Here is a 26,994-nt window from a genome sequence, read left to right as displayed (position 1 = left end):
TGTTCCGCCTGAGATGAGCCCATGTCCCCAAGTCGTGATACGGGGGAAATGACAGCGGGCCGCACCCCCGTCGCCGGGGATGCGGCCCTCAACTGCCTTGCCGTACCGCTTACTTGACTGCCTACGTGACCGCTTACTTGCGGATCAGGCTGCGCAGCACGTACTGCAGGATGCCGCCGTTGCGGTAGTAGTCGGCCTCACCGGGGGTGTCGATGCGGACGACCGCGTCGAACTCCACGCCGGTGTCGGTGGTGACCTTGACCGTACGGGGGGTGGTGCCGTCGTTCAGCTCGGTGATGCCGGTGAAGGAGAAGGCCTCCTCGCCGGTCAGGCCGAGGGACTGGGCGGACTGGCCCGCCGGGTACTGCAGCGGGATGACGCCCATGCCGATCAGGTTCGAGCGGTGGATGCGCTCGTAGGACTCGGCGATGACGGCCTTGACGCCGAGCAGCGCGGTGCCCTTGGCGGCCCAGTCGCGGGACGAGCCCGAGCCGTACTCCTTGCCGGCCAGGATGACCAACGGGGTGCCCTGCTCGATGTAGTTGCGCGAGGCGTCGTAGATGAACGACACCGGCGCGTCCGGCTGCGTGAAGTCGCGGGTGTAGCCGCCCTCGGTGCCCGGCGCGATCTGGTTGCGCAGGCGGATGTTGGCGAAGGTGCCGCGGATCATGACCTCGTGGTTGCCACGGCGCGAGCCGTAGGAGTTGAAGTCGCGCCGCTCGATGCCGTGTTCGGTGAGGTACTTGCCCGCCGGGGTGTCGGCCTTGATGGCGCCGGCCGGGGAGATGTGGTCGGTGGTGACCGAGTCGCCCAGCTTGGCAAGGACGCGGGCACCGGTGATGTCGGTGACCGGGGACGGCTCGTGCGCCATGCCCTCGAAGTACGGGGGCTTGCGGACGTAGGTGGACTGCGGGTCCCACTCGAAGGTGTTGCCGGTCGGGATCGGCAGCGCCTGCCACTGGGCGTCGCCCGCGAAGACGTCGGCGTAGGACTTGTTGAACATGTCCTCGCCGATGGCGTTCGCCACGACGTCGTTGACCTCGGCCTCGGTCGGCCAGATGTCTTCCAGGTAGACCGGCTTGCCGTCCTGGTCGGTGCCCAGCACGTCCTTGGTGATGTCCACCTTCATGGATCCCGCGAGGGCGTACGCGACGACCAGCGGCGGGGAGGCCAGGTAGTTCATCTTGACGTCGGGGTTGATCCGGCCCTCGAAGTTGCGGTTGCCGGAGAGCACCGCGGCGACGGCCAGGTCGTGTTCGTTGACCGCCTTGGAGACCTCCTCGGGCAGCGGGCCCGAGTTGCCGATGCAGGTGGTGCAGCCGTAGCCGACGAGGTTGAAGCCGACCTTGTCGAGGTAGGGGGTGAGCCCCGCCTTGTCGAAGTAGTCGGTGACGACCTTGGAGCCCGGCGCGAGGGTGGTCTTGACCCACGGCTTGCGGGTCAGGCCCTTCTCCACGGCCTTCTTCGCGACGAGCGCGGCGGCGACCATGACGTACGGGTTCGAGGTGTTGGTGCAGGAGGTGATCGCGGCGACGGTGACGGCGCCGTGGTCGATCTCGTACGTCGAACCGTCGGGGGCGGTGACGGTGGTGGGACGCGACGGGACGCCGTTGGTGGAGGCCGGGGCGTCGGAGGCCGGGAAGGACTCCTTGCCCGCCTCGTCGTCGTCCTCGACGTAGTTGCGGACGTCCTGCGAGAACTGCTGCGCGGCGTTCGCGAGGACGATCCGGTCCTGCGGGCGCTTGGGTCCTGCGATCGAGGGGACGACCGTGGCGAGGTCGAGCTCCAGCTTCTCGGAGAAGTCGGGCTCGGCGGCCGGGTCGAGCCAGAGGCCCTGCTCCTTGGCGTACGCCTCGACGAGCGCGACCTGCTGCTCGTCACGGCCGGTCAGGCGCAGGTACTTCAGGGTCTCGTCGTCGATCGGGAAGATCGCGGCGGTGGAGCCGAACTCCGGCGACATGTTGCCGATGGTGGCGCGGTTCGCGAGGGAGGTGGCGGCGACACCCTCGCCGTAGAACTCGACGAACTTGCCGACGACGCCGTGCTTGCGCAGCATCTCGGTGATCGTGAGGACCAGGTCGGTGGCGGTCGTGCCGGGGGTGAGCTCGCCGGTCAGCTTGAAGCCGACGACACGCGGGATGAGCATCGAGACCGGCTGGCCGAGCATCGCGGCCTCGGCCTCGATACCGCCGACGCCCCAGCCCAGGACGCCTAGGCCGTTGACCATCGTGGTGTGCGAGTCGGTACCGACGAGGGTGTCGGGGTAGGCCTGGCCGCCCCGCACCATGACCGTACGGGCGAGGTGCTCGATGTTGACCTGGTGGACGATGCCGGTGCCCGGCGGGACGACCTTGAACTCGTCGAAGGCGGTCTGGCCCCAGCGCAGGAACTGGTAGCGCTCCTTGTTGCGGCCGTACTCCAGCTCGACGTTCTGCGCGAAGGCGTCGTTCGTGCCGAACTTGTCGGCGATCACGGAGTGGTCGATGACCAGCTCGGCCGGGGCGAGGGGGTTGATCTTCGCCGGGTCACCGCCGAGCTCCTTGACGGCCTCACGCATGGTGGCGAGGTCCACGACGCAGGGCACGCCGGTGAAGTCCTGCATGATCACGCGGGCGGGGGTGAACTGGATCTCCTGGCTGGGCTGCGCCTGGGAGTCCCAGTTGCCGATGGACCGGATGTGGTCGGCGGTGATGTTCGCGCCGTCCTCGGTGCGGAGGAGGTTCTCCAGCAGCACCTTCAGGCTGTACGGAAGGCGAGCCGAGCCTTCCACCTTGTCCAGCCGGAAGATCTCGTACGACTCGTCGCCCACCTGCAGCGTGCTGCGGGCGTCGAAGCTGTTCGCCGACACGACAGTCTCCTTCATGCATATATGTGCGCTTGCTACCGCATCCTGCCGCCACGGCGTCTCGACGATCCGCTAAGGTAAGGCTAAGTTAGGCATGCCTTACTGGAGTGGCGGCTTTCGGTGCGCCTCGGCAGATATCTCGATGTCGAGATAACTCTAGTACATGGGCGTGCGCTGGTCATGCCCGGCCTCTTTCGGGGTACCCGGTGTCAACCGGGAACCACCCGGCGTAACCGCCACAAAGAGGGGGCACCCATGCCGCTTACGTTCCGCAAGAGTTTCCGAATCTTTCCCGGAGTGCGGCTGAACATCAACCGCAAGTCGATGTCCATCACCACCGGCGAAGGCCGCGGGCCCCGGCACACCCGCAGCACCACCGGGCGCCGGACCACCTCGCAGAACCTGCCGGGCCCCTTCGGCTGGCGGCGCACCAGGAGCAAGCGGGATCACTGACAGCTGGGCCGCGGGCCAGCGGGCAGCAGGGCCGGCGCCGAGGCTGCGGAGCGCGCACGCCGGTGGGCGGGGGGCCGAACTCCCGCATCCTCGGCCCGTGATGGGCCGACACTCGGATGGGCGCGCTCCGTTTCTTTTTATCTCACAAGAGATATACGGTCGCGCCATGGCAGACGACTACCTCGTACGCATCGGCAAGCTCATCCGTGACGCCCGGCAGCACCGGGGCTGGACACAGTCGCAACTTGCGGAGGCGCTCGGCACCAGCCAGAGTGCCGTCAATCGCATCGAACGCGGCAACCAAAACATCAGCCTTGAGATGATCGCCCGAATCGGTGAAGCCCTGGACAGTGAGATCGTCTCTCTGGGCTATGCGGGTCCGATGCATCTGCGCGTGGTCGGCGGACGTCGTCTGTCCGGTTCGATCGACGTCAAGACCAGTAAGAACGCGTGCGTGGCACTGCTGTGCGCGACGCTGCTCAACAAGGGCCGCACGGTGCTGCGCCGGGTCGCCCGCATCGAAGAGGTGTACCGCCTTCTGGAGGTACTCGGCTCGATCGGCGTCCGCACCCGCTGGATCAACGACGGGGTCGATCTGGAGATCGTCCCGCCGAGCGAGCTGGACATGGAGGCGATCGACGCCGCGGCCGCCGTCCGGACGCGGTCCATCATCATGTTCCTCGGTCCGCTGCTGCACCGGATGGACCACTTCAAGCTGCCGTACGCGGGCGGTTGCGACCTGGGGACGCGGACGATCGAGCCGCACATGATCGCGCTGCGCCGCTTCGGACTCGACATCGCCGCCACCGAGGGGATCTACCACGCGCGGGTGGACCGCTCGGTCTCCCCCGGCCGCCCGATCGTGCTGACCGAGCGCGGCGACACGGTGACCGAGAACGCGCTGCTCGCCGCCGCCCGCCACGACGGCGTGACCGTCATCCGCAACGCCTCCTCCAACTACATGGTCCAGGACCTGTGCTTCTTCCTGGAGGCCCTGGGCGTACGGGTCGAGGGCATCGGCACCACGACGCTCACCGTGCACGGCGTGCCGAACATCGATGTCGACGTGGACTACTCGCCGTCCGAGGACCCGGTCGAGGCGATGAGCCTGCTGGCCGCCGCGGTGGTCACCGAGTCCGAGCTGACGGTGTGCCGGGTGCCGATCGAGTTCCTGGAGATCGAGCTCGCGGTCCTGGAGGAGATGGGCCTGGACCATGACCGCTCGGCGGAGTACTTCGCCGACAACGGCCGTACGCGGCTGGTCGACCTGACGGTGCGGCCCTCCAAGCTGGAGGCGCCGATCGACAAGATCCACCCGATGCCGTTCCCCGGCCTGAACATCGACAACGTCCCGTTCTTCGCGGCCATCGCTGCCTCCGCGCAGGGCAAGACGCTGATCCACGACTGGGTCTACGACAACCGTGCGATCTACCTGACGGACCTCAACCGCCTCGGTGGCCGGCTCCAACTCCTCGACCCGCACCGGGTCCTGGTCGAGGGCCCGACCCGCTGGCGCGCCGCCGAGATGATGTGCCCGCCCGCGCTGCGCCCCGCCGTGGTCGTCCTGCTGGCCATGATGGCGGCCGACGGCACCTCCGTCCTGCGGAACGTGTACGTCATCAACCGCGGCTACGAGGACCTGGCCGAGCGGCTCAACTCGATCGGCGCGCAGATCGAGACGTTCCGGGACATCTGAGCTGCCTGGTCGCCTGAGCTGTCTGTCCGCCGCACCCCCTGTCGGGAAGGGGTGCGGCGCCAGGGCTTCAGCTCAGCAGCAGTGATCTGGGCTGGGCGGAGAGAGCCCGGTCCAGGACCAGGGAAGCCGCTCCCACGGCGGCGACGTTCTCGCCGAGCGTGGTCGAGACGACCGTCGTCGGATGGGTCGCCTGCACGAAGGGGGACCGCGCGACCATGGGCGCGATGGTGGCCAGGAGCCGGTCGGCGAGCAACTGCCAGGTCGGTCCGCCGAAGACGACGGTGTCGACGTCCAGGAGCGTCGCCGCCGCGCAGACGCCCCGGCCGATACGGATCGCCAGGCGCTCGATGATGCCGTCCGCCAGTGTTTCCCCGGCTGCGGCGAGCGTCGCCAGCTGCTCCAGTCCCCGCTGGGCGTCGGCCGGATTCGTCACCGTGTACTCGGCACCGAGTACGCCCAGCGCGATGGCCTCCTCGACGAGCGTCCGCGTCGAACAGGCTGCGCCGAGGCCGCCGACCTCACCCGCGTTCCCGGAGACGCCGCGCAGCACGGTGTCCTCCACCACGAGGCCCATCCCGGATCCGGTGCCGAGGTAGAAGAAGAGCAGGTTGCGGCTGTCGTTGGCCGCTCCGTTCCAGCGCTCGGCGACAACGGCGGCCGTGACGTCCTTGTCGAGGAGCGCCGGGAATCCGGTCGCCTCGCTGAGCTTGTCGCGCAAGGGGTAACGGCCCCAGCCGCGCAGCTCGGGAGGGTCCACGACCCAGCCGGCGGTCGCGTCGATGGGCCCCGGTGCGGCGATGCCGAGGCCCAGTATCCGCTCACGGTCGGCACCCGACTCGGCCACGATCGCGGACACCGAGGCGGCCATCCCCGCCACGGTCCCGTCGGTGTCGCCGCCACTCGGTGTTCCTTCGCTGCGCTGTGCCACGACATTGCCGAGCAGATCCACCAGGACGCAGGTGATGACCGCCGGGTCGAGGTGCACACCCACCGCGAAGCGGGATGCCGGGACGATTTCGAGGAGGGTGCGGGGCTTGCCGCTGCCCATGCTCTGCTTCCCCGACTCCCGCGCCACGCCCTGGTCGAGCAGCCGCCGGGTGATGTTCGAGACGGTCTGCGCGGACAGCCCGGTGGCCTGGGCGAGTTCCACCCGGCTCAGCCCCGCGGAGTGCCGGCGAATGGCGTCCAGGACCACCGACTCGTTGAAGTCACCGACGCGCGGCAGGTTCGTGCCGCGCCGGATCATGGACTTTGCGGTACCCGCCGTCGTGCTCGTCAACGTATTTCTCCCTGCCTCGGGCGGCGGCACCCCGCTTCCGCCTCTCCGACGCATTCCATTGGCTGAATGCTATGACAAACCGGTATGCCCTGGGCGGACCTGCCCAGGACATCCGCGCTGTGGATCAGGCGCTTCCGTGCCTCCCGTCGGCCGGGCGCAGGCGCAGCGTGCGGATCTGGAAGGGCCTGAACCTGAGGCCGGTGGCCGCCTCGCCGGGCACGAGAGCCAGCTCCCGTTCCGGCTGCTCCAGCAGATCGCAGTCGAATACGGCGGCAAGCGCGAACCCCGCCGACAGACGCGCCGAGGCCGCTCCCCCGCACGCCTCGTACAGGCGCACCACGACATCGCCGCTACGGTCGTCCGCGAGCTTGACCGACTCGACCAGCACATCGGTGCTGTCGAGGACGACCAGGGCTGGAGCGTCGGCCGGGGCGGGCCGCAGGGGCAGGTTGAGCGCGTAGCCCCCGGCGATGGCCTCCTCGATCCCGGCACCGGCGAGCAGCGCGTAGCTGAAGCTGTGGCTGCCGCGGTCGGCCTCCGGGTCGGGGCTGTGCGGCGCCCGGAGCAGCGAGAGCCGCACCGTCGTGGTGGTGCCGCCCTCCTCCCGGGTGTCGCGGCGTACGTCGTGACCGTAGGTGGAGTCGGTGACCAGGGCCGCACCCCAGTGCCGCTCGCCCACGTGCACCCAGCGGTGCGCCCACAGTTCGAAGCGTGCCGCGTCCCAGCTGGTGTTCTCGTGGGTGGGCCGCTGCACATGGCCGAACTGGATCTCGGCGCTCTCGCGTTCCGCGTGCACGTCGAGCGGCCAGGCCGCCTTCAGCACGGTGTCGCGTTCCTGCCAGTCGATGTCGTTGCGGACGGTCACCTGCCTGCTCTCGGCGGCGAGTTCGACGTACTGGACGAACCGGGAGGATCCATGGGCGCGCTCGACCCGTACCGTCGCCAGCAGCGGTCCTTCGTCCACGAGGGTCACCGACTCGGCCTCGTCCAGGTCGGTGACGGTGTCGCGGTAGTACGTGTCGATGTTCCACGCCGACCACAGATTGGGGTCGTCGGGGTGGAGTTGGAGGAGGTTGCCGACGGTGCCGGGAGCGATGGACTCCCGCTGAGCGGTGTGGTCGTACACCGAGGTGAGCAGGCCGCGGCGGTCCACGACGACGGTCAACACCCCGTTGTCGAGGACGAATCCACCGTCCTTCGCCTCGGCGGTGACAGCCTCCCGGGGCGCCTCCACGGTGCCGCCCGAGGCGAGGGGGCCGACCTCGGCGAGGACGGCGGTACGGCCGTCCGACAGGCGCTGCCCACCGGCGGATTCGGGTACGGCCACCACCTCGCGGCGCGCCAGCGGCCCGGCGTTGAGGAGCGCAGGGCCTCCGGGGAGCCGGCCCATCGCGTCGGCGATCACCGTCTCCAGTTCGGCGTGGATCTCCGCGTACTCGCGCTCGGCCTGCCGGTGCACCCAGGCGATGGACGAGCCCGGCAGGATGTCGTGGAACTGGTTGAGCAGCACGCGCCGCCACAGGGATTCCAGCTGCTCGTACGGGTACGGTGCGCCGGCCCGGACGGCGGCGGTGGCCGCCCAGAGTTCGGCCTCGCGCAGCAGTGCCTCAGCGCGCCGGTTGCCACGCTTGGTGCGGGCCTGGCTGGTGTAGGTGCCGCGATGGTTCTCCAGGTACAACTCACCGCGCCATACGGGGAGTCGGTCACGCTCGGCACGGGCCGCCGCGAAGAACTCGTCGGGCGACTCGACCACGACCTTGGGTGAGCCTTCGAGGTCGCGCAGACGGCGCGCCTTCTCCAGCATCGAGCGGGTGGGACCACCACCGCCGTCACCGTGGCCGAACGGGGCCAGCGAACGGGTGGCCACCCCTTTGTCCGCGAAGTTGCTCTCCGCGTGGGCGAGTTCACGTGCCGTGAGGGATGCGACGTAGCTGTCGACGGGCGGAAAGTGGGTGAAGACGCGGGTTCCGTCGATGCCCTCCCAGTCGAAGGTGTGGTGCGGCAGCCGGTTCGTCTCGTTCCACGAGAGTTTCTGGGTGAGGAACCACTCGGCGCCGGCCAGCCTGGCGAGCTGCGGGTAGGCGGCGGTGTATCCGAACGAGTCGGGCAGCCACACGCCCTTCTGCTCGACGCCGAACTCCTCCGCGAAAAAGCGCCGCCCGTACACGAGTTGACGTGCCAGCGCCTCGCCGCCAGGGAGATTGCCGTCGGCCTCGACCCACATCCCGCCGACGGGCACCCAGTTGCCGTCGGCCGCCGCCTTCTTCATACGGGCGAAGATCTCGGGCCGCTGCTCCTTCATCCACGCGTACTGCTGGGCGGAGGAGCAGGCGAAGACCAGCTCGGGGTACTCCTGCGCCAGCGTGGTCATGTTGGTGAAGGTGCGCGCGCACTTGCGTACGGTCTCCCGGACCGGCCACAGCCAGGCCGAGTCGATATGGGCGTGGCCGACCGCGGCGACCGTGTGCGCGGAGGCGTGCGCGGGCCGGGACAGCGCATCGGCCAACAGGTCCCGGGCCGCCGCCGCGGTGTTCGCCACGTCGGTCGGGTCGACCGCGGCGGCGGCCCGGCGCAGGGCATGCAGGATCTCGTGGCGCCGGGAGGAGCCCACCGGAAGCTCGTGCATCAGCTCGTCGAGCACCTCGATGTCGTGGATGAGGTGCCATACGTCGTCCTCGCGCACCGCGATCTCGGCCTGTTCGAGCCGGTAGATGTGCGCGGTGCCCGCCGTCTCCGGCGAACCGTGGTGGATGTGCAGGCCGGCGCTGGCGACGATCGGTGGGTTGGCGGCCAGTTCGACCAGCAGGTCGACCCGGTCGCCGCCGGTGGCGGAGTCGGCCAGCAGCACGCTGCGGCTGTAGGGGTGCAGGCCCTGCATCGGCGAGCCCTGGGCGTCGTGGACCAGGCCCTCCGCCTGTCCGCCCGGCCCCTTGGTCAGGTCGAAGCCCAGATCGAAGACGGCCTCGACGCGGCGACCCGACCACTGCGCCGGGATCTCCGCGCTCGCCCGCATCCAGGTCGTCGCCCAGGGGCCGCCCCAGGTCGTGCCGAGCGTGAAGGGCTCGTAGTCGGCGTGCAGCGCGTCGGCCACGGGGACCGGTTCGCCGTCCACGTACCAGGCGCTCAGGTCGAGGGGGCGTACCGCGCTGTAGAGGGCGGGGCGGATCACCCGGTCCAGCAGCTTGCGGATCCGGGCCTCGATGATCCGGCGGTCGTCATGCACCGTGCTGGTCCTTCCAGGGGTCGTGCGCGGGATCGGGAGCCGGAAGTCGGATGGTGTCCCGTGTGCCGTCCGGCCAGGTCACCTCCGCGAGCAGGGTGGTGCCCTCTGCGCCGGTGTGGACCTGGGGCAGGCCGGTGGGGTCGGTGCCCCCGAGGTGGATGAGGGCGACGTGGGCGGTGCCGTGGGCGACAGGGCCCTCCGTCTCCACGACGGGGGTGGCGGATGCGGCACCGAGGGCGTTGCTGTCGGTGCCGGCCAGCACCAACCCGCCGGGCAGCCGGTGCGCGCCGACGACGACGGACACCAGCCCGTCGGCGCCCTCGACACGAGCGCGAACGCCGCCGCCTGTCACACCGGCCGCGGTCTCAGGCGGGGTGGCACCGCCAGTCACTCCGACCGCGGCCTCAGGGGCGCCGGTACCTGCCACGCCGGTACCTGTCACGCCGGCCGCTGGTTCGCCCGCGGTGGCCCCGTCCGTCGTACCGAGCACGGACTCACGAGCGGTGGCGCTGTCCGTTGCGCCGGACGCGGGCCGCGGATCGACTGCCAGCGCCCAGCCGCCGACGCGCAGGACGTGTTCGGCCGGGTCGTCACCAGCGGCAGGGTCGACCCGTACGGCCCGCACCTCGACCGAGCCGCGCAGTGCGGAACCGACGGTGATCCAAGGGCCGAGCGTGCAGCCGGTGTCAGGGCCGCCGAACGGATCCCAGGTCGCGTCCCGGAGCCAGTGCGCGCGGGAGCGCGAGACGGCCGTGGCACCGTCCAGCGAGACTCTGGTCGCCGGACGCCGGTGGGAGGCGCGTCCCGCCCTGTCCAGCAGGACGACCGCGTTGTCGAGCGGATCGGCGCCCGCGCAGGCGCCGTTGCCCGCGGTGGGATCGCCCGGGGTCTCGGGCGCCGTATGCGTCGAGTAGGCGAAGCGCGCGTAGCAGGGATCGTCCGCGTGCGGGCGTGCCGGGTCGGCATGGTCCCCGCCATGGTTGACGACGCGGACGACGCCGTCGGCCGAAGTGCCGGAGACGAGCCAGCCGGGCGCGGCCAACGCCCTGGTGAAATCGGCCTGTTCGACGGCGAGGGGGATCGCCTCCTCGGTCCACACCGGATGGCCGGGCGGCAGTGCGAGACCGATGAAGCCCTTGCTCGCCCAGTACGGCGAGGCGGGCCCGGAGTACACCTGGAGGATGCCGCGGTAGGGCCGGTGCCAGCCCAGCGTGAGCAGGCCCGCTTCGTCGGTCGCCCCGTGGTCCGTGAAGTGGTCGAGCATCCGGCTCGCGATCGCCCTGGTCTCCCCCGGCGCGAGCGGCGTGGCGTCGAACAGGGCGCCGGTCCACAGCGGGGCGAGCGCGGCGTGCCGGTAGGTGAGCGAGCGGCCCTGGACGAGCGGCGAGCCGTTCGCACCGACCAGCAGCCGCTGGTCCTCCAGGAAGCGGTGGAGCCGCGCCCGGTAGCGGTCGAGAAGGCCACTGGGTGCGGCGTCGCCGAGGATGCGGCAGAACCACAACGGGTAGAGGTGCATGGCCCAGCCGTTGTAGTGGTCGAAGTTGCGCCGCTCGCCACCGGTGAGGCCGTCGGAGTACCAGCCGTCGCCCGCGTACCAGCCGTCGGTCAGCGCGATGACACGGTCGAGGTCCTGTTGCCGCCACTCCCCTCCGACGGTACGGGCGAACGCCTCGGTGACGCCCTGGAACCAGATCCAGTTGTTGCCGGGCATGGGATCGCCGACCATCGGGGCGAGCCAGTCGAGGACCCGCTGCTTGACCTGGTCGTCGAGGCGGTCCCAGATCCACGGCCGTGTCTCGTGCAGCGCGAGGGCGATGGACGCGGCCTCGACCTTGGCCTGGTTGCGCTCCGTGAAGGTGGGCCAGCGTTCCGGGTTCTTCGGGTCGGTGCCGGCGGCCAGGCCGGACGCGTACCACCCGGCCAGGTCGTGCGGGTCGGCTCCGCCCGCCCCTGCCAGCCGGAAGCCGGCCAGCAGGAACGTACGGGCGAAGCCTTCGAGTCCGTCGCTGTGCACGCCGCTGTGGCTCGGCACACCGGGCAGCTGGATCAGGGCGTGCTCGGCTGTCGCGTACGGCCGTACGGCGAGCAGCAGTTGGTCCGCGGTCCGCTCCCAGTGGGCGCGGTCCTCGGCGGGGGTGCGGGTCATGAGTTCCTGGTCTCCCATGCCTGTTCGAACTCGCGGCGGATCTGGTCGCCGCCCTCCTGGCGCCAGCGCTTCATCGCGTCGTCCCAGTCGCTGAGCGGGAGGCGCCCCTGCATGATGCCCTTGCGGGTGTCGTCCAGGAGGGGGCCGAACAGCTTGGACTTCTTGGAGTCGGTCGGCGAGTACAGCGGCTCGGCGGGGTTGGGGATCAGCACCTTGACGGCTTCCTTCTGGAAGGCGTACTGGGTCGGCACGATGTCCGGCTTGGCCGAGTAGTACAGCGTGAACGGCGCATCCGTCGCGAAGATGGTCGGCAACGTGGCCTCGGCCTGGCCCTGCGGGGTGAGGACCGGGTCGGTGCCCTCCAGGGTGTGGTCCGGGCCCCGGACACCGTACTTGCGCAGCAGGTAGGCGTCGGTCCCGAAGGGGGCCGCGAGCGCGTTCATCGCGCGCAGGATCTGCTGGATACGGGACTTGGACGCCTTCTTGATGATCAGCGTGGCGTAGTTGGCCGAGCCCTGCCACTGACCGCCCTCGCCGCCGTCGAAGCCCGGCGCCATCATGTATCCGAGGTCGAAGCCCTCCGTGGCCGGGGCGTAGTTGGTGTAGTAGTCGTTCCACGCGGCGGGGGAATCGGGGTTCATGACGGTCTGCCCGCTGCCGAACCAGTCCTTCACCTTGCCGAGCACGCTGTACGTGTCCGGGTGCATGACGCCGGCCTTGGTGAGCTGGTTGACCGCGTCCAGGGACTGCTTGGCCTCCTCCGTCTCGTAGTACCAGGTGAACTTCCCGTTTTCCTCACGCCAGTTGTTGGGGGCCTTCAGCATCTTCATGACGAATTCCCACGCGGTGACGCTGTCGCCCAGTGCGTACTGGTTGGCCTTGGGATCGGTGACGTCCTTGCACAGCCGGACGAACTCGTCCCAGCTCTGCGGATTCGGGTCGAGTCCCCGCTTGTTGAACAGATCGAGCCGGGTGTACATGGGGCCGCCGGAGAGCGGGCGGGGCATGGGCAGCGCGTAGATACCGCCGTTGCGCACGCAGGGCGCCCAGGAGGCGGTCGGGATGTTGGCCAGGAACGGGTAGTCCCGGATGTTGTCGCCGGACAGATGCGGGGTGAGGTCCTCGAAGAGGGTGTCCAGCATGTCCGGCGTGGCCGTCGAGTTCTGGTCCGGCCTGAGCATCAGCATCGCGTCGGGCAGATCGCCGCCCGCGATCGTCACGGCGAACTTGGCCGGGTAGTCGCCGACCGGCGTGATCGCGAAGTTCAGGTCGCAGCCCACGCTGTCGTTCAGGTTCTGCCACAGGACGTTGCGTCCCTCCGGCGGCGGCACCGGATTGAAGATCAGCGTCATGATGTCGATGCCGGGCCCCTTGGCGGGCGGGCCGCCCGGGAAGGCCTTGACGGGGTCGGCCGGGTAGTTCAGATAACCGGGCGCGACACCGTCCGCGGTGGCCGGCATCGATGTCGTCACGCTTCTGTAGGGGATGTACGTGGGCAACTGGGCCTGGGCGTTGGCGTCCCCCGTGGTGGCGAGGCGGTAGTCCCCGCAGCCGGCCAGGGTCAGGCCCGCCGTGACGCCGACGGCGGAGGCGAGAAAGCCACGACGGCTCAGTGCTGGGCGCGGCTGGGGCTGCTTGGACTGCAGTGGCTGCAGTGCCTTCATCGGACCGTTCATCCCTTCACCGCCCCGATCATTACGCCCTTGTTCATGTGCCGCTGCAGGAAGGGGTAGATGACCACGATGGGCACGATCGACAGAACCAGGATCGCCGCCTGCAGCGACTGGGCCGGCGGCAGCGGCGCCCCGGCCGCGACATCCACCTGACCGCCGCTGAGCTGCGCGTTGTTGATGACGTACGTCCGCAGCACCAGCTGCATGGGCCACTTCGACGCGTCGTTGATGTACAGCAGGGCGTTGAAGAACGCGTTCCAGTACGTCACCGCGTAGAACAGGCCGATGACGGCGACCGAGGCCTTGGAGAGCGGGAGCACGACCTTCGTGAGGATGTTCACCTCGGACGCGCCGTCGATGCGGGCCGCGTCGATGAGTTCCTGGGGCACGCTCATGAAGAAGGACCGGAGCACGATCACGTTGAACGCGTTGATCATGGTGGGCAGGATCAACGACCAGTAACTGTTGATCAGGCCAAGCTGCTTGACCATCAGGTAGCTGGGGATGACACCCGGCACGAACAGCATGGACATCAGCAGCAGGAGCAGCACGGGCTTGTGCCCGAAGGACCCGGGCCTGCTCAGGCCGTAGGCCAGCATGATGGAGGAGACCAGGCTGAGGGCGGTGCCGACGACGGTGATCCCGACGCTGACGAGCATGGCCTTGGAGACGATTCCGCCGTTGAGCAGTGCCTGGTACGCGGTGACGGTGGGGTGGTCGGGCCACAGGACGTAGCCGCCCGCCTTGGTGACCTCGGCGGAGTCGGCGAGCGAGGTCGAGACGATCGCCACGAACGGCAGCAGGACGAGGATCACGCAGATCAGCAGGATCAGCGACTTGACGGAGCGCCAGGGCAGCGAACCCGGGGTCTCCCCGGGGATGGCGCTGTAGCCGCGGCGCGGTCCGCGGCGCCCTGGACGGGTCGGCGACAGGGTGGTCATGACCGGTAGACACCTTCTTCCCCGAAGAGATGGGCGATCTTGTTTGCGCCCAGCACGAGCACCACACCGACCACGCCCTTGACGAGACCGACGGCGGCGCTGACGCCCCAGTCCCCGGCGATCACGCCGTGGTTGTAGACGTAGGTGTCCAGCACCTCGCTGTTGTCCAGGCCGACGCCGGTCTGCTGGAGCAGGATCTGCTCGAAGCCGACGGACAGCGCGTCACCGAGCCGGAGGATCAGCAGCAGGATCACCAGCCCGCGCAGCGCCGGCAGGGTCACGTGCCAGGTCTGCCGCAGGCGGCTCGCACCGTCCATGGCGGCGGCCTCGTAGAGGTTGCTGTCGACGCGGGAGAGGGCCGCGAGAAAGAGGATCGTGCCCCAGCCGGTGTCCTTCCAGATGACCTGGGAGGTGAGCAGCGCCTTGAACAGCTCGGGGTTGCCGATGATGTTCCAGGTGCCCATCTCGTGGGCCTGCAGGAACAGGTTGACCATCCCGGTGCCGCCCAGTAGCTGCTGGAACAGGGAGACGACGACCACCCAGGACAGGAAGTGCGGCAGGTACAGGACGTTCTGCACCCACTTCTTGACGCGTTCGCTGACCAGGCTGTTGAGGGCGAGTGCGAGGAGGATCGGTGCGGGGAAGACGAACACAACCTGGATCAGGGTGAGTTCGAGGGTGTTGACCAGCGCGTGCAGGAACTGCTCGTCGCCGTTGAACAGGACGTCGAAGTTCTTCAGCCCGCTCCACGGGCTGTGCATGATGCCGATGTACGGCTGGTAGTCCTGGAACGCGATGACGTTGCCGAGCAAGGGGATGTACTGGAAGAGCAGCAGCACCACGAGACCCGGTATCAGGAACCAGAAGAGAGCCATGTCCCGGCGGCGGCGCGGACGCGATGGCCGCAGACGGCCCGTGGTCGGCGGCCCGCCCTCCTCGGCCGGACGGGCGGCCGATTGTTCAAGCGTTGTCATGAAGCAAAGCCCTTTCACCATTGGTCGGGCGTTGTCCGGCCACCCCCCAGGAACCGGCAGAAGTATGTAAATCCAATCGATTGGCTAACGTCAATGCTTCCGACAGGCAAAATCACGCGACGTTTTTCCTGTGCGACCCGGATCCGCCTCGGCCACCGGTAAGCGCTTGCCCGAATTGGGCTGATGCCGTACGAGGCACGGGCACCGCCCCGGCCGAAGGGGACTTCGGTCGGGGCGGTGCCCGGTGGGCCGGTCCGGAGGCGGTACTCCGCGCTCGACCGGTCGTGTATGACCCGGTTGTGCCCCGGTCAGGCCAGGTGTGCGAGCGCCTGACGGGTGACCTCGCCGAGCAGCGGCTCGCCCGCCACCCATCGCTCGGCCTCGGCGACCGCGTACTGTCCGAGCCTTCGCACCTCGCGCCCCTGCGCACCGGCGATGTGCGGCGTGACCAGCACGTTGGGCATGGACAGGAGTGGGTGGCCGGACGGCAGGGGTTCGGGGTCGGTCACGTCGAGATAGGCCTCAAGACGGCCGGACGCGCATGCGCGGGTCAGCGCCTCCGTGTCGACGATGGCGCCCCGCGCGGTGTTGATCAGCACGCCACCGTCAGGGATGAGCCCCAGCATCCGGGCGTCCAGCAGGCCGGTCGTCTCCGGCAGGAGCGGCGCATGGACACTCACCACCGCCGATCGGCGGCACAGTTCGGCGAGTTCCACCCGCTCCGCGCCCAGGAGACGTGCCTCCTCGTCCGTCACGTACGGGTCGCTCAGCAGCAGCCGGTGGCCGGCGTCGGACCGGCGCAGTCCGGCCAGCACGCCGCGACCGATGCGCGAGGCGCCGACGATGCCCACGGTGCTGCCGTCGGCGCCCGAACGGCTGCCGAACGCCGGCCAGCCGGCCTCGTAGCCGGCCGCCAAGGACAGCGTGCGCCGCGCGGCGAGCGTGATGAGGGCCAGCGTGTAGGAGACGACGGGGCCGGCGTTGGCATCGGCCGCCGACGACACGACGATGCCGCGTTCCCACACCGCCTCACTCACCAACGACTTGACGCTGCCGGCGGCGTGCAGCACGGCACGCAGCCGGGGCGCGCACGCCAGGACGTCGGCCGTGAGGCGGGGACAGCCCCAGCCGCTGATCAGGATCTCCGCCTCGGCGAACGCGGTGGGGAACTTGCCGGGCGGAGGCGGAGTCATCTGGTCGGGGGCGAGCTCCACCAGCGCGGAGAGCCGCCGGCGCAGTTCCTCGGGGAGCACCTGATCGGCTACAGCCGGGTCCATGACGCACACGGCCTTGAGCCGGCCGGGACCACGGTTGAGACGGTCTCGGTGTTCAGGACGCTCGGGGCGGTCTGTCATGCGGTGTTGTCCTCCTTCGGTCCGTTCGGATGGGCCCGGGACCGGCTGCAGCCGGTCCCGGGCTGGCCGAGGACACCGCACATGGTGACCAGGGCGCCGCCCACCCCCTTGTGCCGAGTCGCATCGAATCGTGTCGTCAGGCTCGCGGCAGGCGCAGAGTCACCATCTGGAAGGGTCGCAGGGCCAGTACGACACCACCTTCCACCTCCCTGGGCCGCTCGGCGTCCGCGAGCGGGCGCTCCAGCAGATCCGTCAGCACGGCATGTCCGGCGGCGAAACCGTCGGCGCGGACCGTGGCACGGGCGCGTCCTCCGTGTGCCTCGTAGACACGCACCACCAGGTCGCCGCCGCGATCGTCGGCCAGCTTGACCGCGCTCACCACCACGGCGTCGTTGTCCACGGTCACCAGCGGTGCCACCTCGCCGACGGTCCCGCTGACCCGTCGCTCGGGCAGGTTGGCCCGGTGGCCCTCGCGCACCGCGTCGCCGATCGTCGCCCCCGGCACCAGCGCGTGCCGGAACCGGTGGACGCCCTGGTCGGTCTCCGGATCCGGGTAGCGCGGGGCACGCAGCAGCGAGGCCCGTACGGTCGTCGTCGTGCCGGCGTCGGCCCCGGTCCGTACCGAGCGGGTCACGTCGTGACCGTAGGTGGCGTCGTTGACGATCGCGACGCCCCAGCCCGGCTCGTCGACGTACAGGAAGCGGTGGTTGCACGCCTCGAACTTGGCCCACTCCCAGCTCGTGTTCTGGTGGGTCGGCCGGTACACATGCCCGAACTGCGTCTCGGCTGCGTACCGGTCGGCCTTCACGTCCAGCGGGAAGGCGAGCTTCAGGAAGCGTTCCCTCTCGTGCCAGTCCACCTCGGTGTCGATGTCGAGCCGCTTGGCGTCGGCCGGCAGCGACAGGAGCTGGCTGACCCGGGAGTCGCCGAAGGCCCGCTCGACGCGCACCGCGGCGCCTTCGACGCTCAGCTCGGCCACGTCGGTGAGATCGCTTCCGACATTCCGGTAGAAGGCGTCCACGTCCCAGGCGTCCCACTGGTTGGGGAAGTCGGGGTGCAGCTGGAGCAGGTTGGCCGCCTGCCCCGGCGCGATCGCCTCCCGCTCCGCGGCGATGTCGTACGCGGAGACCACCAGCCCCCGTCCGTCGATCTCGGCCCTCAGCAGCCCGTTGTCCAGGACGTACCCGCCTCCTTCGCGCGGCACGGGGACCACGGCACCGCCCGCACCGTCCGCACCGCCCGCAGCGGCCGCAGCGGCCTGCGCCGAGGCGCCGCCGGCCGGGATGCCTCGGCGGGCGTGCGGGGCCGAGTTGAACACCAGATCCCGCGTCCCCTCCCCCGCCAGGGCACGCTGCGCACCCGCGATGATGCCTTCGAGTTCCCCGGCCAGCCGTGCGTAGGTCTCGCGCGCCTCGCGGTGCACCCAGGCGATGGAGGAGCCGGGCAGGATGTCGTGGAACTGGTGCAGCAGCACCGTCTTCCAGATCCGGTCGAGTTCCTCGTAGGGGTAGGGGCTGCCCGTGCGCACCGCTGCCGTGGTGGCCCACAGCTCGGCCTCCGTCAGCAGGGACTCGCTGCGCCGGTTGCCCCGTTTGGTGCCCGCCTGGCTGGTGAGCGTGGCGCGGTGCAGTTCGAGGTAGAGCTCGCCGACCCACACGGGCGGGTCGGGGTATTCCGCCTCGGCCTTGGCGAAGAAGTCGGCCGGGGCCTCCCACTCGACGGCCGGCGCGCCCTCCAGGCTGTGCATCCGGGCCGCCTTGGCGACCATCTCGCGCGTGGTACCGCCCCCGCCGTCACCGAAGCCGGTCGGCGCGAGGGAGCGGGTGGCGACGCCCTTCTCCTTGAAGTTACGTGCTGCGTGCGCGAGTTGACGGCCTGTCATTTCGCAGTTGTACGAGTCGACGGGTGGGAAGTGGGTGAAGATGCGGGTGCCGTCGATGCCCTCCCAGTTGAACGTGTGGTGCGGGAACCTGTTGGTCCGACTCCAGGAGATCTTCTGGGTGAGCAGTCGCTTGGAGCCGGCCGCCCTGATGATCTGCGGCAGGCCCGCGGCGAAGCCGAAGGTGTCGGGCAGCCAGGCCTCGTCGTTCTCGATGCCGAACTCTTCGAGGAAGAACCGCTTGCCGTGCACGAACTGACGGGCCATCGCCTCGGACCCCGGCATGTTGGTGTCGGACTCGACCCACATGCCGCCCGCGGGCACGAACCGCCCGTCGGCGACGGCCTTCTTGACCTTCGCCCACACCTCGGGCCGGTGCTCCTTGAGCCAGGCGTACTGCTGGGCCTGCGACATGGCGAAGACGAAGTCGGGCTCGTCCTCCAGCAGGGCCGTCATGTTCGACGCTGTGCGGGCGACCTTGCGGACCGTCTCGCGCAGCGGCCACAGCCACGCCGAGTCGATGTGCGCGTGCCCGACGGCGCTGATGCGGTGGGCCGTTGGGGCGGCGGGCGTGGCGAGCACGCCGGCCAGTTCGTCGCGGGCGGCCTGTGCCGTGCCGTTGACGTCCTGGAGGTCCACGGCGTCCAGCGCCCGGCCGACCGCGCGCAGGATCTCCCAGCGGCGCCCGCCGTCGAGGGGCAGTTCGGGCATCAGCTCGCCGAGCACCTCCAGGTCCATGACCAGGTTCCACACCGTCTCGTCGAAGACGGCCAGCCGCATGTGTCCCAGCACGTATTGGAGCGCGTCGCCCGCGGTCGCCCTGTCGCCCATCGGGGTCGGCCGGAACGGCACCCCACCCGCGTCGAGGTCGGGGTTGGAGGCGGCCTCGATGTGCCAGCGCACCGGCTCTCCACCGGCCACGGGTGACCCGACACGGACGTACGAGTTGCGCGGGTGGAGCCCCTTGACGGGCGTGCCGTCGGATCCGTAGACGAGTCCCTCGCACTGGAAGCCCGGGGTGCGCGGGGTGAAACCGAGGTCGAGTACGGCCTCGACGGTACGGCCCGACCACTCTGCGGGAACCGTGCCCGTGACCGTGAACCAGCTGGTCCCCCACGGCGTGCCCCACGCGGTGCCCGGGGCGATGGGCCGGGTCGGCGCCGCCAACCCCTCGGTCACGGGGACGGGTTCGCCCGGGGTGGACCAGATCTCCACGTCGAGCGGCGTCGACTCGGGGTGGACGGCGGGGCGGATGCGTTCCCTGAGGACGCGCTCCAGGCGTGCCTCGACCAGGGTCCGGTCGTCGTGCATGCGGCTTTCTCCTGTTTGCTGCGGGCGGGCGCGGGCGGGGAGCCAGGGTCTCGGACGGTGGCGGTCAGCGGTCGGCTCCGGCCACCGGGGCGGGACGCTCGCAGGTGGTGGTCACCGGGAGAGCGCGGCCCTCGTCCGCCGCGTCCATGAGGGTGAGCATGATGTCCAGGACATGCGCGGCGAGTTCGGCCGATGCGCGGTGCGGACGCCCGGCGATCAGCGCATCCGCGAGATCGGCGAGGCCGGTGCCCCGCCCCGCGTCCGGATGGCCGGCCGACACCGGCAGGGTTTCCCAGCCGTCACCTCGGTGGATCTCGACGGGACCGTCGAAGTTGTTCGGGTCGGGCACGGACAGCGAGGCAGAGGTGCCGTGCACCTCGATGCGCGGCAGCCGCGCGGCGCGGATGTCGAAGCTCATGACCAGGGTGGACAGGGCTCCGCCGGCGTGCTCCAGGACGCCGGTGATGTGGGTGTCCACCTCCACCGGGAAGTTGTGCCCCGCCCGGGGGCCACTGCCGATCGTCCGCTGCGCACGCGGTCGGGAGGACGCTCCGGTCACCCGGACCACCGGACCCAGCAGATGGACCAGGGCCGAAAGGTAGTAGGGCCCCATGTCGAGCAGCGGGCCGCCGCCGGGCTGGTAGTAGAACTCCGGGTCCGGGTGCCACTTCTCGTGGCCCGCGCTGGTCATGAAGGCGGTGGCCGCGACGGGCCGGCCGATCAGACCGTCGTCGACCGCCTTGCGCGCGGTCTGGGTTCCGGTGCCCAGGACGGTGTCGGGCGCGCAGCCGACCCTCAGTCCCGCCTCACGCGCCGCCGCCAGCACGGCCTCGGCCTCCTTGCGGTTGGCCGCGAGAGGCTTCTCGCCGTACACGTGCTTGCCCGCGCCGAGCGCCACGAGGGCGATCTCCGCGTGCGCGGCGGGAATCGTCAGATTGAGTACGGCGTCCACGTCGTCCCGGGCCACCAGGGCGGCGACGGACGGCTCCACAGCCACCTCTCCCTCGGCCTGGGCCTGCTCCGCGACCGACCGCGCGCGGCTCGGGTCGAGGTCGGTGACGGAGGTCAGCCGTACGGAACTCAGCCGCGCCAGCGTCGAGAGGTAGGCGCCGCTGATCTTCCCCGCGCCCACGATGCCGATGTTCAAAGGCTTCAGCGACTCGCCCACAGCAGTCCCCTTTCGGTCAACGTGCGGACCTCCGGCACGTCGAAGTCGTCGGTCTTGTGCCCGATCGTCGAGACGAAGACCCGCCCCGCACCCCAGGTCCTGGTCCATACGGCGGGCATCACCGCGGGCCGGTCGCGCAGTTCGTCGGGCGGGAAGGTGGTGGTGGCGAGCACCTCGATGTGCGGGTCGGTGAGCACCCAGTACTGCTCGGTGTGAACGGCGAAGTCGTCGAGGCCCGCGACGACGGGATGGTCGGCGCGCTCGGGCAGCACATGCACGGTGTGGTCGTGGAAGCCGGGCGGATGCATCAGGAACTGCCCGCCGGTCAGGAGCTGGTAGCCGACGTCGGCGCGGAAGGAGTCGACGATGCCGCCGTGCCAGCCCGCGAATCCGGTACCCGCGCGCACGGCGGCGGCGAGATTGGCGCTCTGCTCCCGGGTGATCGTCCCCATCGTCCAGCACTGCACGATCAGGTCGGTGGCGGCCAGGCGCTCCGCGTCCTCGTAGACCGCGAGGTCTTCCGAGGTCTCGACGGTGAATCCCTGCTCCTTGAGGAACGGGACGAATCCGTCGCTGATCGCCACGGGCTGATGCCCGTCCCAGCCTCCGCGGACGACGAGCGCCCGCCGGGTGTCAGTGGTCAAAGTGGTTGCACGCTCCCATCGTCGCCGCGCGGCAGGGCGCGACGGTTCGGGGTGGTTGTGGGTAGTTCGGCGTGGTACCGGTGCGTGTGGCTTCGGCCGACCGGTCGACCGATCCTGGGATTACCGCAGCTCGGGCGCTGTCACACAAGTGCCCATGCGAACTTAGGAACCAGTCCCGAAGTTTGTCAATATGCTGGATGAATTCGGGGACGAGGCGGCCTGAACCCCGATTCACCACGGGTCCGACAGGTGGCGATCACCGCGACGACGAGGTGTGGACCAGCCATCCGCGACGAGTTGCGGTATCCGGCCGACCGGGGCACCCCCGGAAGCCCGACCGGCCCTGCCGGAACTTCACCACCGGCCGCCACCTCACGTACCTGCCCCACAGCCCCGCGCCAGCCGGACCCCCGAAACAGACATCCGACATCGAACCACCTCATTCAACGAGAAACACAAGGTCCGCCCGCTGCGCTTGCATTCGAACCGTCAGACGCATTGACTAACGAAACTTGATAGATTTACATGACGGCGCAGCCGGACCGTCAGTCGCACCTGCAATTCCCCCCCCACCCCCCGTACATGATGCTCGGCATACCCCAACATGCCCGCACATTGAAGTACTTGCGCGACATGACGGCTTCGACACCTTCACTGACAACACGTCAGACCTCCGACAGAAGAGCTGCTCTTGCTCGCGGCGCGTTGATCCGCCCTGTCGCCAACCCCACACAGAGGTGAAACATGCACAGAAAAGTCCGACGAGTCTCCGTATGGCTTCCCGGCGTCGCCGCACTTGTCGCCGGCGCTCTGTTCGTTTACCCAGGCACCGAAGGTCACGCGGAAACGACTTCGGGCATTGATGCCGAGGCGGTTGCCGCGGCTGGTGCCACCACACCCTTCGTCACGGTCGAAGCCGAAACCGGGACGCGTGCCGGTGGCGCCACCCTCCGCGCCCTCACTCCGGGAGCAGCGGCACCGACCGCGGCCTCTTTGGAGACGGAGGCCTCGGGCTACTCGCTGGTCGAACTGAAGGCCACCGGCGCTTCGGTGACGATAACGAACAACACGGGCAAGAGCGCCAACACCCTGGTGGTCCGTGCCTCGATTCCGGACGCGGCCGCGGGCGGCGGCATCACCGCGTCGCTGAACCTGTACGTGAACGGCGTGTACCGCCAGGCGATCTCGCTGAGTTCCAAGCAGGCGTGGAACTACCGCGACGCGACCACCAACCCGGACGATCCCAAAGCCGGCGGGTCGCCCTACCGCTTCTACAACGAATTCCCCGTCTGGGTCACGGGTACTCCCATCGCCGCCGGCAGCACGATCAAACTCCAGAAGGACGCCGCCAATACGGCTGCCGTTTACGACATCGATTCCGTCGATCTCGAAAACGTCGGGGCTGCGGCGGCCCAGCCGGCCAACTCGCTCTCGGTCGTCACTTACGGCGCGGATCCCAGCTTCGTGAAGGATTCGACGGTCGCGATCCAGAACACGGTGAATGCCGCCAAAACGCAGGGAAAGTCGGTGTGGATCCCGTCGGGTAAATACCTGACGAACAGCCTTACGGCCACAGCGTTGAACTTCACAGGCGTGAAGGTACAGGGCGCCGGCATGTGGTACACCACCATCTACCGGAAGGTTCCGCTTCCGACCCCCGCCGGGTGGCGTTCGCAGATCCTGGTGGGCTCCGGCACCACGGTGACGGACCTTCAGATCGATGCCAACGCCACCTGGCGGGGTGTCGGTGGCAACGGTGGCTCGGACTACGGAATCAACGCCAGTGGTGCCGGCGGCTGGCTGATCGACCGGATCTGGACGCGCCACATCGACGCCAACTGGCTGTCGGGCACCAACGGCGTCATCCAGAACAGCCGGACAGCGGACACCTACGGTGACGGCTTCAACGTCAACAACGGCGCCTCGGCGACCGGCGACAAAGCCGGCAAGAACATCACGGTGCAGAACAACTTCGCCCGCAACACCGGTGACGACTCCTTCGCCAATTACTCCGACGCCGGCCCCGACGGCACGAACCCCCAGGTGTCCGGCACGAAGATCCTCAACAACACCGCGATCGCACCCTGGTGGGCCAACGGGATCCGGATCGCCGGCGGCCAGAACATCGAGGTGAAGAACAATCTGGTCAACAGCGTGTCATCGAACAGTGCCATGGACCTCGGAGTGTTCGGCGACACCGGGAACCCGTTGACGTCCGTCACGATCTCCGGAAACGTCCTGAACGGCGGCGGTGGCTGGAACGGCACGCGGCACGGAGTGCGGATCAGCTCTCCCTCCAGCACCTCGCTGTTCCCGACCGCTTACTCGACCGTGACCATGACCGACAACATCATGAACGGATCCCTGCGCGCGGGCATCTACGTCGACAAGACACGCGTCAACCTGACGCTGACCAACAACACGATCAACCGTCCGGCGAAGCAGGGCATCTGGATCCCCGCCGGAGTCACCGGCACCGGAACCTTCACGGGTAACACGGTGACGAATCTGTTCTCGGGTCAGGTCGCGACCCAGAACGACTCGGCGTCCACGTTCAAGATCACCGGCTGAGCGCACACCTGACATCCAGGGCGGCACCCTCCACCGGGCCACGGGCTCAGTGGGGGGTGCCGAGGTGTCCCTCCTGGAAGCCGGCAGCCGGGGAGCGGCACGGCAAGGACGGCCTCGCCGCACCGCTCCCCGGCTGCGGCATCCGGACCGGGTCAGCTCTCGGTGAGGGAGATGTCCTGCTGCTGCCTCGCGTGGAAGGCCGGCAGCGGCAGGCCGCCCACACCGGGGCGCAGTTCCATCAGGGTGGCCTCGACATGGGCGGCACCGGGGGTGAGGGTGCCCGGTGTGCGCTTCTCCGAGTTGGTCCAGGGGTGCACCGCGCCGTCGCAGACCGCCGAGGTACCGCCGATGCCGTGGCGTACCCGGGGGTCGCCCTGCGAGACCGAGGAGGACACGAACACGGGGCCGGTGCTGCTCAGACAGCGGTAGGTGCCCGAGAGGCTGACGGTTCCGTCGGCCGCGACGTGACCGGTCGGGTCGACGGTCACCTGGTCGTAGGGATCTGACAGGGCGGCGGCGGATGGGGCGACGGACAGGAGCAGCGCGGCGGCAGCAGCCGCGCCGAGGGCCTGACGCACGGACATGGGAGTACCTCCTGGAACGGGAGCCTGCAAGGGCTCCACAGGTACCGGTCCGGGGCCCCGAGGGCGGCGTCCGGCACCCCGAGGGCGGTGATCATCACCCCTTTGGTGGCGAGTCGGCGCCGTGCGTCATGTCGGCGCCGTCCGTCATGGGGACGTCCAAGTGTTGTCCGCGTGTTGTCACGCTTCACGGCGGGCTGTTCCGATGAGTTCGCCGCGCGAGCATGGTCTATGTATGCGAGGACGGCGACGACGCCGTCGGCACTCATCGCATACGACGTGGAGGTGCGCCATGTGTTCCCACCAGTCTTCGTCCCCGTCCCTTGACGGCAACGCCCCGCACATCGTGGCGGCCCACCCCGAGCAGGGTTGGAACCTCCTGTGCGACGGAGCGATCGTCTTCGACGACAGCGGCGAACTGCACCCCGACGGCAGCGTGATCGCTCCGCGCCGGGCGTTCGTCGAGCAGTTGGCCGTCGCCGCCTGACTCCGGCCGCGGCCGACCGGGTACGGACGGGACGCGGGACGCTGGACGCTGGACGCGGGAAGCCATCGCGAGTCCGTCGTGCCGGGCCAGGTCCGCGGGCGGCGATCCTAAGTGATCTTCGCGGACTAGAGTGATCAACGTGTCAGAGCAACACGCCCCCCGGTCCCTCATCGTCACGTTCTACGGCGCGTACGGCCGTTTCATGCCCGGCCCTGTGCCGGTGTCCGAGCTGATCAGACTCCTTGCGGCGGTGGGCGTCGACGCATCCTCCGTACGGTCGTCGGTGTCCCGGCTCAAGCGTCGCGGCCTGCTGGAACCGGTACGTACGCCGGCGGGCGCGGCCGGGTACGCGCTGTCGCAGGACGCGCGGCAACTGCTCGACGACGGCGACCGGCGGGTGTACACGGCGGTTCCCCCCACGGACGACGGCTGGGTGCTCGCCATTTTCTCCGTACCCGAGTCCGAGCGGCAGAAGCGGCACGTGCTGCGCTCTCGGCTCGCCGGTCTGGGTTTCGGAACGGCCGCCCCAGGCGTGTGGCTCGCCCCGGCACGACTCCACGAAGAGGCGCGGCACACGCTGGAGCGGCTGCGGCTCGACCCGTACGTAGAGCTGTTCCGCGGGGAACATCTGGGCTTCGCCCCGACGGCGGAGGCGGTGGCCCGCTGGTGGGATCTGGCCTCGATCGCCAAGCAGCACGAGGAGTTCCTCGACGAGCACGCGCACGTGCTGCACGAGTGGGAACGGCGCGCGGACACCCCTCCTCAGGAGGCGTACCACGACTATCTGCTCGCCCTGGACTCCTGGCGGCACCTCCCCTACGTCGACCCAGGACTGCCCGCCGCGCTGCTCCCCCAGGACTGGCCGGGCGCCCGCTCCACCGCCGTCTTCCGGGCACTGCACGATCGGCTGCGGAACGCGGGGGCGGCCTTCGCCGACGTACCCGAGCGGGATTAGTTGTGCGACACCGTGGCCTGTGACCTCAGTTGCAGGATGGATCGCTAAGGGAACCCTCAGCCTCTTCCGTCCCCCTTCTCAGGTTTCTTACCTAGCGTCGTGAGCCGCACGACGCCAGGACAGGAAGAGGGCTGCACGTATGACGACCACGGCACGGGCTCAGGGAGCCACCGTCTGGCTCACGGGTCTGCCGAGCGCCGGCAAGACGACCATCGCCGGCCTTCTGGGCAGCCGCCTCAGAGCCGAGGGGCACCGTGTCGAGGTTCTCGACGGCGACGAGGTCCGCCGTTTCCTCTCCGCGGGCCTCGGCTTCTCTCGGGAGGACCGCAACACGAACGTGCAGCGGATCGGCCTGGTCGCCGAGGTACTCGCGCGCAACGGTGTCCTCGCCCTGGTCCCCGTCATCGCGCCCTACGCCGACAGCCGCGAGGCCGTCCGCAAGCGGCACGAGGCGAGCGGGACGCCGTACGTCGAGGTCCATGTCGCCGCGCCGGTCGAGGTGTGCGGCGAGCGGGATGTGAAGGGGCTGTACGCCCAGCAGGCCGCGGGCCGGATCCGCGGGCTGACCGGCGTCGACGATCCCTATGAGCCGCCGGGCGATCCGACTCTCACGCTGGAGACGCACTTGCAGACCCCGGAGGAGTCCGCGGCCTCCGTGTACGCGGCACTCGCGACGAGGGGGCTCCTATGACCTGGGTGACGACCGAGCGGGCCTTCACGCTGTCCCACCTGGATGCGTTGGAGTCGGAGGCGGTGCACATCTTCCGCGAGGTGGCGGGCGAGTTCGAACGACCGGTGATCCTCTTCTCCGGC

18 protein-coding genes and 1 pseudogene are annotated in these 26,994 nt (G+C 69.5%); 7 read left to right on the top strand and 12 right to left on the bottom strand.

Translation table 11 applies throughout. The annotated features are described in order from the left end of the window. Window positions 1-133 precede the first annotated feature (133 nt). Window positions 134-2,848 (bottom strand): aconitate hydratase AcnA, encoded by a 2,715-nt coding sequence (gene acnA, locus ACFYPC_RS33235; RefSeq protein ID WP_391890459.1) that lies wholly within the window; start codon window positions 2,846-2,848, stop codon window positions 134-136. A gap of 252 nt (window positions 2,849-3,100) precedes the next feature. On the opposite strand from acnA, the gene ACFYPC_RS33230 reads away from it, so the two are divergent. Together ACFYPC_RS33230 and ACFYPC_RS33225 are read left to right on the top strand one after the other, a co-directional pair. Next, window positions 3,101-3,298 (top strand): DUF4236 domain-containing protein, encoded by a 198-nt coding sequence (locus ACFYPC_RS33230; protein WP_391890456.1) that lies wholly within the window; start codon window positions 3,101-3,103, stop codon window positions 3,296-3,298. Window positions 3,299-3,464: 166 nt separating this feature from the next. Further along, window positions 3,465-4,994, top strand: a complete 1,530-nt coding sequence (locus ACFYPC_RS33225; protein ID WP_391890453.1) for a helix-turn-helix domain-containing protein — start codon at window positions 3,465-3,467, stop codon at window positions 4,992-4,994. 67 nt (window positions 4,995-5,061) lie between these two features. Here ACFYPC_RS33225 and ACFYPC_RS33220 read toward each other — a convergent pair whose 3' ends face one another. From ACFYPC_RS33220 to ACFYPC_RS33175, 10 genes are all read right to left on the bottom strand, one after another. Beyond that, the gene (locus ACFYPC_RS33220) at window positions 5,062-6,240 is read right to left on the bottom strand and encodes an ROK family transcriptional regulator (protein WP_391890713.1); all 1,179 of its coding nucleotides are present in this window, start codon (window positions 6,238-6,240) and stop codon (window positions 5,062-5,064) included. A gap of 157 nt (window positions 6,241-6,397) precedes the next feature. Continuing rightward, a complete protein-coding gene (locus tag ACFYPC_RS33215; protein ID WP_391890450.1) occupies window positions 6,398-9,496 on the bottom strand; it encodes an alpha-mannosidase in 3,099 nt (1,032 codons plus the stop codon). Further along, window positions 9,489-11,642 (bottom strand): DUF2264 domain-containing protein, encoded by a 2,154-nt coding sequence (locus ACFYPC_RS33210; RefSeq protein WP_391890447.1) that lies wholly within the window; start codon window positions 11,640-11,642, stop codon window positions 9,489-9,491. The genes ACFYPC_RS33215 and ACFYPC_RS33210 overlap by 8 nt, the downstream gene beginning before the upstream one ends. Next, window positions 11,639-13,306: an ABC transporter substrate-binding protein gene (locus ACFYPC_RS33205; protein ID WP_391890444.1), complete on the bottom strand. Its 1,668-nt coding sequence runs from the start codon at window positions 13,304-13,306 to the stop codon at window positions 11,639-11,641. The genes ACFYPC_RS33210 and ACFYPC_RS33205 overlap by 4 nt, the downstream gene beginning before the upstream one ends. An 8-nt stretch (window positions 13,307-13,314) precedes the next feature. Continuing rightward, window positions 13,315-14,256 carry a carbohydrate ABC transporter permease gene (locus ACFYPC_RS33200; RefSeq protein ID WP_391890441.1) on the bottom strand — a complete coding sequence of 314 codons (942 nt, stop codon included), beginning with the start codon at window positions 14,254-14,256 and terminating at the stop codon, window positions 13,315-13,317. Next, window positions 14,253-15,230 (bottom strand): ABC transporter permease, encoded by a 978-nt coding sequence (locus ACFYPC_RS33195; RefSeq protein WP_391890438.1) that lies wholly within the window; start codon window positions 15,228-15,230, stop codon window positions 14,253-14,255. Before ACFYPC_RS33195 ends, ACFYPC_RS33200 begins: the two co-directional genes overlap by 4 nt. Window positions 15,231-15,538: 308 nt before the next feature. Then, complete coding sequence (locus ACFYPC_RS33190; RefSeq protein ID WP_391890435.1) at window positions 15,539-16,585, bottom strand: hydroxyacid dehydrogenase; 1,047 nt, start codon at window positions 16,583-16,585, stop codon at window positions 15,539-15,541. A 136-nt stretch (window positions 16,586-16,721) separates the two neighbouring features. Continuing rightward, entirely contained in the window at window positions 16,722-19,775 is a 3,054-nt protein-coding gene (locus ACFYPC_RS33185) for an alpha-mannosidase (RefSeq protein WP_391890432.1), read from the bottom strand. 64 nt (window positions 19,776-19,839) lie between these two features. Then, a complete protein-coding gene (locus ACFYPC_RS33180; RefSeq protein WP_391890429.1) occupies window positions 19,840-20,943 on the bottom strand; it encodes a Gfo/Idh/MocA family protein in 1,104 nt (367 codons plus the stop codon). Further along, window positions 20,928-21,587, bottom strand: a complete 660-nt coding sequence (locus tag ACFYPC_RS33175) for a ThuA domain-containing protein (protein ID WP_391890426.1) — start codon at window positions 21,585-21,587, stop codon at window positions 20,928-20,930. Before ACFYPC_RS33175 ends, ACFYPC_RS33180 begins: the two co-directional genes overlap by 16 nt. A 744-nt stretch (window positions 21,588-22,331) precedes the next feature. Here ACFYPC_RS33175 and ACFYPC_RS33170 point away from each other — a divergent pair. Then, the gene (locus tag ACFYPC_RS33170) at window positions 22,332-24,158 is read left to right on the top strand and encodes a right-handed parallel beta-helix repeat-containing protein (RefSeq protein ID WP_391890423.1); all 1,827 of its coding nucleotides are present in this window, start codon (window positions 22,332-22,334) and stop codon (window positions 24,156-24,158) included. Window positions 24,159-24,310: 152 nt separating this feature from the next. Here the strand turns inward: ACFYPC_RS33170 and ACFYPC_RS33165 are convergent, their stop codons facing one another. Further along, window positions 24,311-24,742, bottom strand: a complete 432-nt coding sequence (locus ACFYPC_RS33165; protein WP_391890420.1) for a DUF6299 family protein — start codon at window positions 24,740-24,742, stop codon at window positions 24,311-24,313. 289 nt (window positions 24,743-25,031) lie between these two features. Here ACFYPC_RS33165 and ACFYPC_RS33160 point away from each other — a divergent pair, with 289 nt between their 5' ends. From ACFYPC_RS33160 to ACFYPC_RS33145, 4 genes and pseudogenes are all read left to right on the top strand, one after another. Next, a complete protein-coding gene (locus tag ACFYPC_RS33160; protein WP_391890417.1) occupies window positions 25,032-25,226 on the top strand; it encodes a DUF5999 family protein in 195 nt (64 codons plus the stop codon). A gap of 130 nt (window positions 25,227-25,356) precedes the next feature. Next, entirely contained in the window at window positions 25,357-26,181 is an 825-nt protein-coding gene (locus ACFYPC_RS33155) for a PaaX family transcriptional regulator C-terminal domain-containing protein (protein ID WP_391890414.1), read from the top strand. Between the two features lie 139 nt (window positions 26,182-26,320). Beyond that, complete coding sequence (gene cysC, locus ACFYPC_RS33150) at window positions 26,321-26,872, top strand: adenylyl-sulfate kinase (protein WP_391890411.1); 552 nt, start codon at window positions 26,321-26,323, stop codon at window positions 26,870-26,872. After that, window positions 26,869-26,994, top strand: a pseudogene (locus tag ACFYPC_RS33145) (sulfate adenylyltransferase small subunit); the annotation flags it as partial. The gene cysC and the pseudogene ACFYPC_RS33145, both read left to right, overlap by 4 nt.

The sequence above is a fragment of the Streptomyces sp. NPDC005808 genome, assembly GCF_042871385.1.
Classification (GTDB): Bacteria; Actinomycetota; Actinomycetes; order Streptomycetales; family Streptomycetaceae; genus Streptomyces.
The sequence above is the reverse complement of the archived record's forward strand: the minus strand, read 5'-3'. Positions and strand labels throughout refer to the sequence as shown.

What these genes read in the sequence shown, in the direction of transcription:
- ACFYPC_RS33230 (WP_391890456.1), top strand. Translation starts at nt 3,101, where the DNA reads ATGCCGCTTACGTTCCGCAAGAGTTTCCGAATCTTTCCCGGAGTGCGG.
- ACFYPC_RS33225 (WP_391890453.1), top strand. Translation starts at nt 3,465, where the DNA reads ATGGCAGACGACTACCTCGTACGCATCGGCAAGCTCATCCGTGACGCC.
- ACFYPC_RS33220 (WP_391890713.1), bottom strand. Translation starts at nt 6,240, where the DNA reads ATGATCCGGCGCGGCACGAACCTGCCGCGCGTCGGTGACTTCAACGAG.
- ACFYPC_RS33210 (WP_391890447.1), bottom strand. Translation starts at nt 11,642, where the DNA reads ATGACCCGCACCCCCGCCGAGGACCGCGCCCACTGGGAGCGGACCGCG.
- ACFYPC_RS33205 (WP_391890444.1), bottom strand. Translation starts at nt 13,306, where the DNA reads ATGAAGGCACTGCAGCCACTGCAGTCCAAGCAGCCCCAGCCGCGCCCA.
- ACFYPC_RS33200 (WP_391890441.1), bottom strand. Translation starts at nt 14,256, where the DNA reads ATGACCACCCTGTCGCCGACCCGTCCAGGGCGCCGCGGACCGCGCCGC.
- ACFYPC_RS33195 (WP_391890438.1), bottom strand. Translation starts at nt 15,230, where the DNA reads ATGACAACGCTTGAACAATCGGCCGCCCGTCCGGCCGAGGAGGGCGGG.
- ACFYPC_RS33190 (WP_391890435.1), bottom strand. Translation starts at nt 16,585, where the DNA reads ATGACAGACCGCCCCGAGCGTCCTGAACACCGAGACCGTCTCAACCGT.
- ACFYPC_RS33185 (WP_391890432.1), bottom strand. Translation starts at nt 19,775, where the DNA reads ATGCACGACGACCGGACCCTGGTCGAGGCACGCCTGGAGCGCGTCCTC.
- ACFYPC_RS33170 (WP_391890423.1), top strand. Translation starts at nt 22,332, where the DNA reads ATGCACAGAAAAGTCCGACGAGTCTCCGTATGGCTTCCCGGCGTCGCC.
- ACFYPC_RS33165 (WP_391890420.1), bottom strand. Translation starts at nt 24,742, where the DNA reads ATGTCCGTGCGTCAGGCCCTCGGCGCGGCTGCTGCCGCCGCGCTGCTC.
- ACFYPC_RS33160 (WP_391890417.1), top strand. Translation starts at nt 25,032, where the DNA reads ATGTGTTCCCACCAGTCTTCGTCCCCGTCCCTTGACGGCAACGCCCCG.
- cysC (WP_391890411.1), top strand. Translation starts at nt 26,321, where the DNA reads ATGACGACCACGGCACGGGCTCAGGGAGCCACCGTCTGGCTCACGGGT.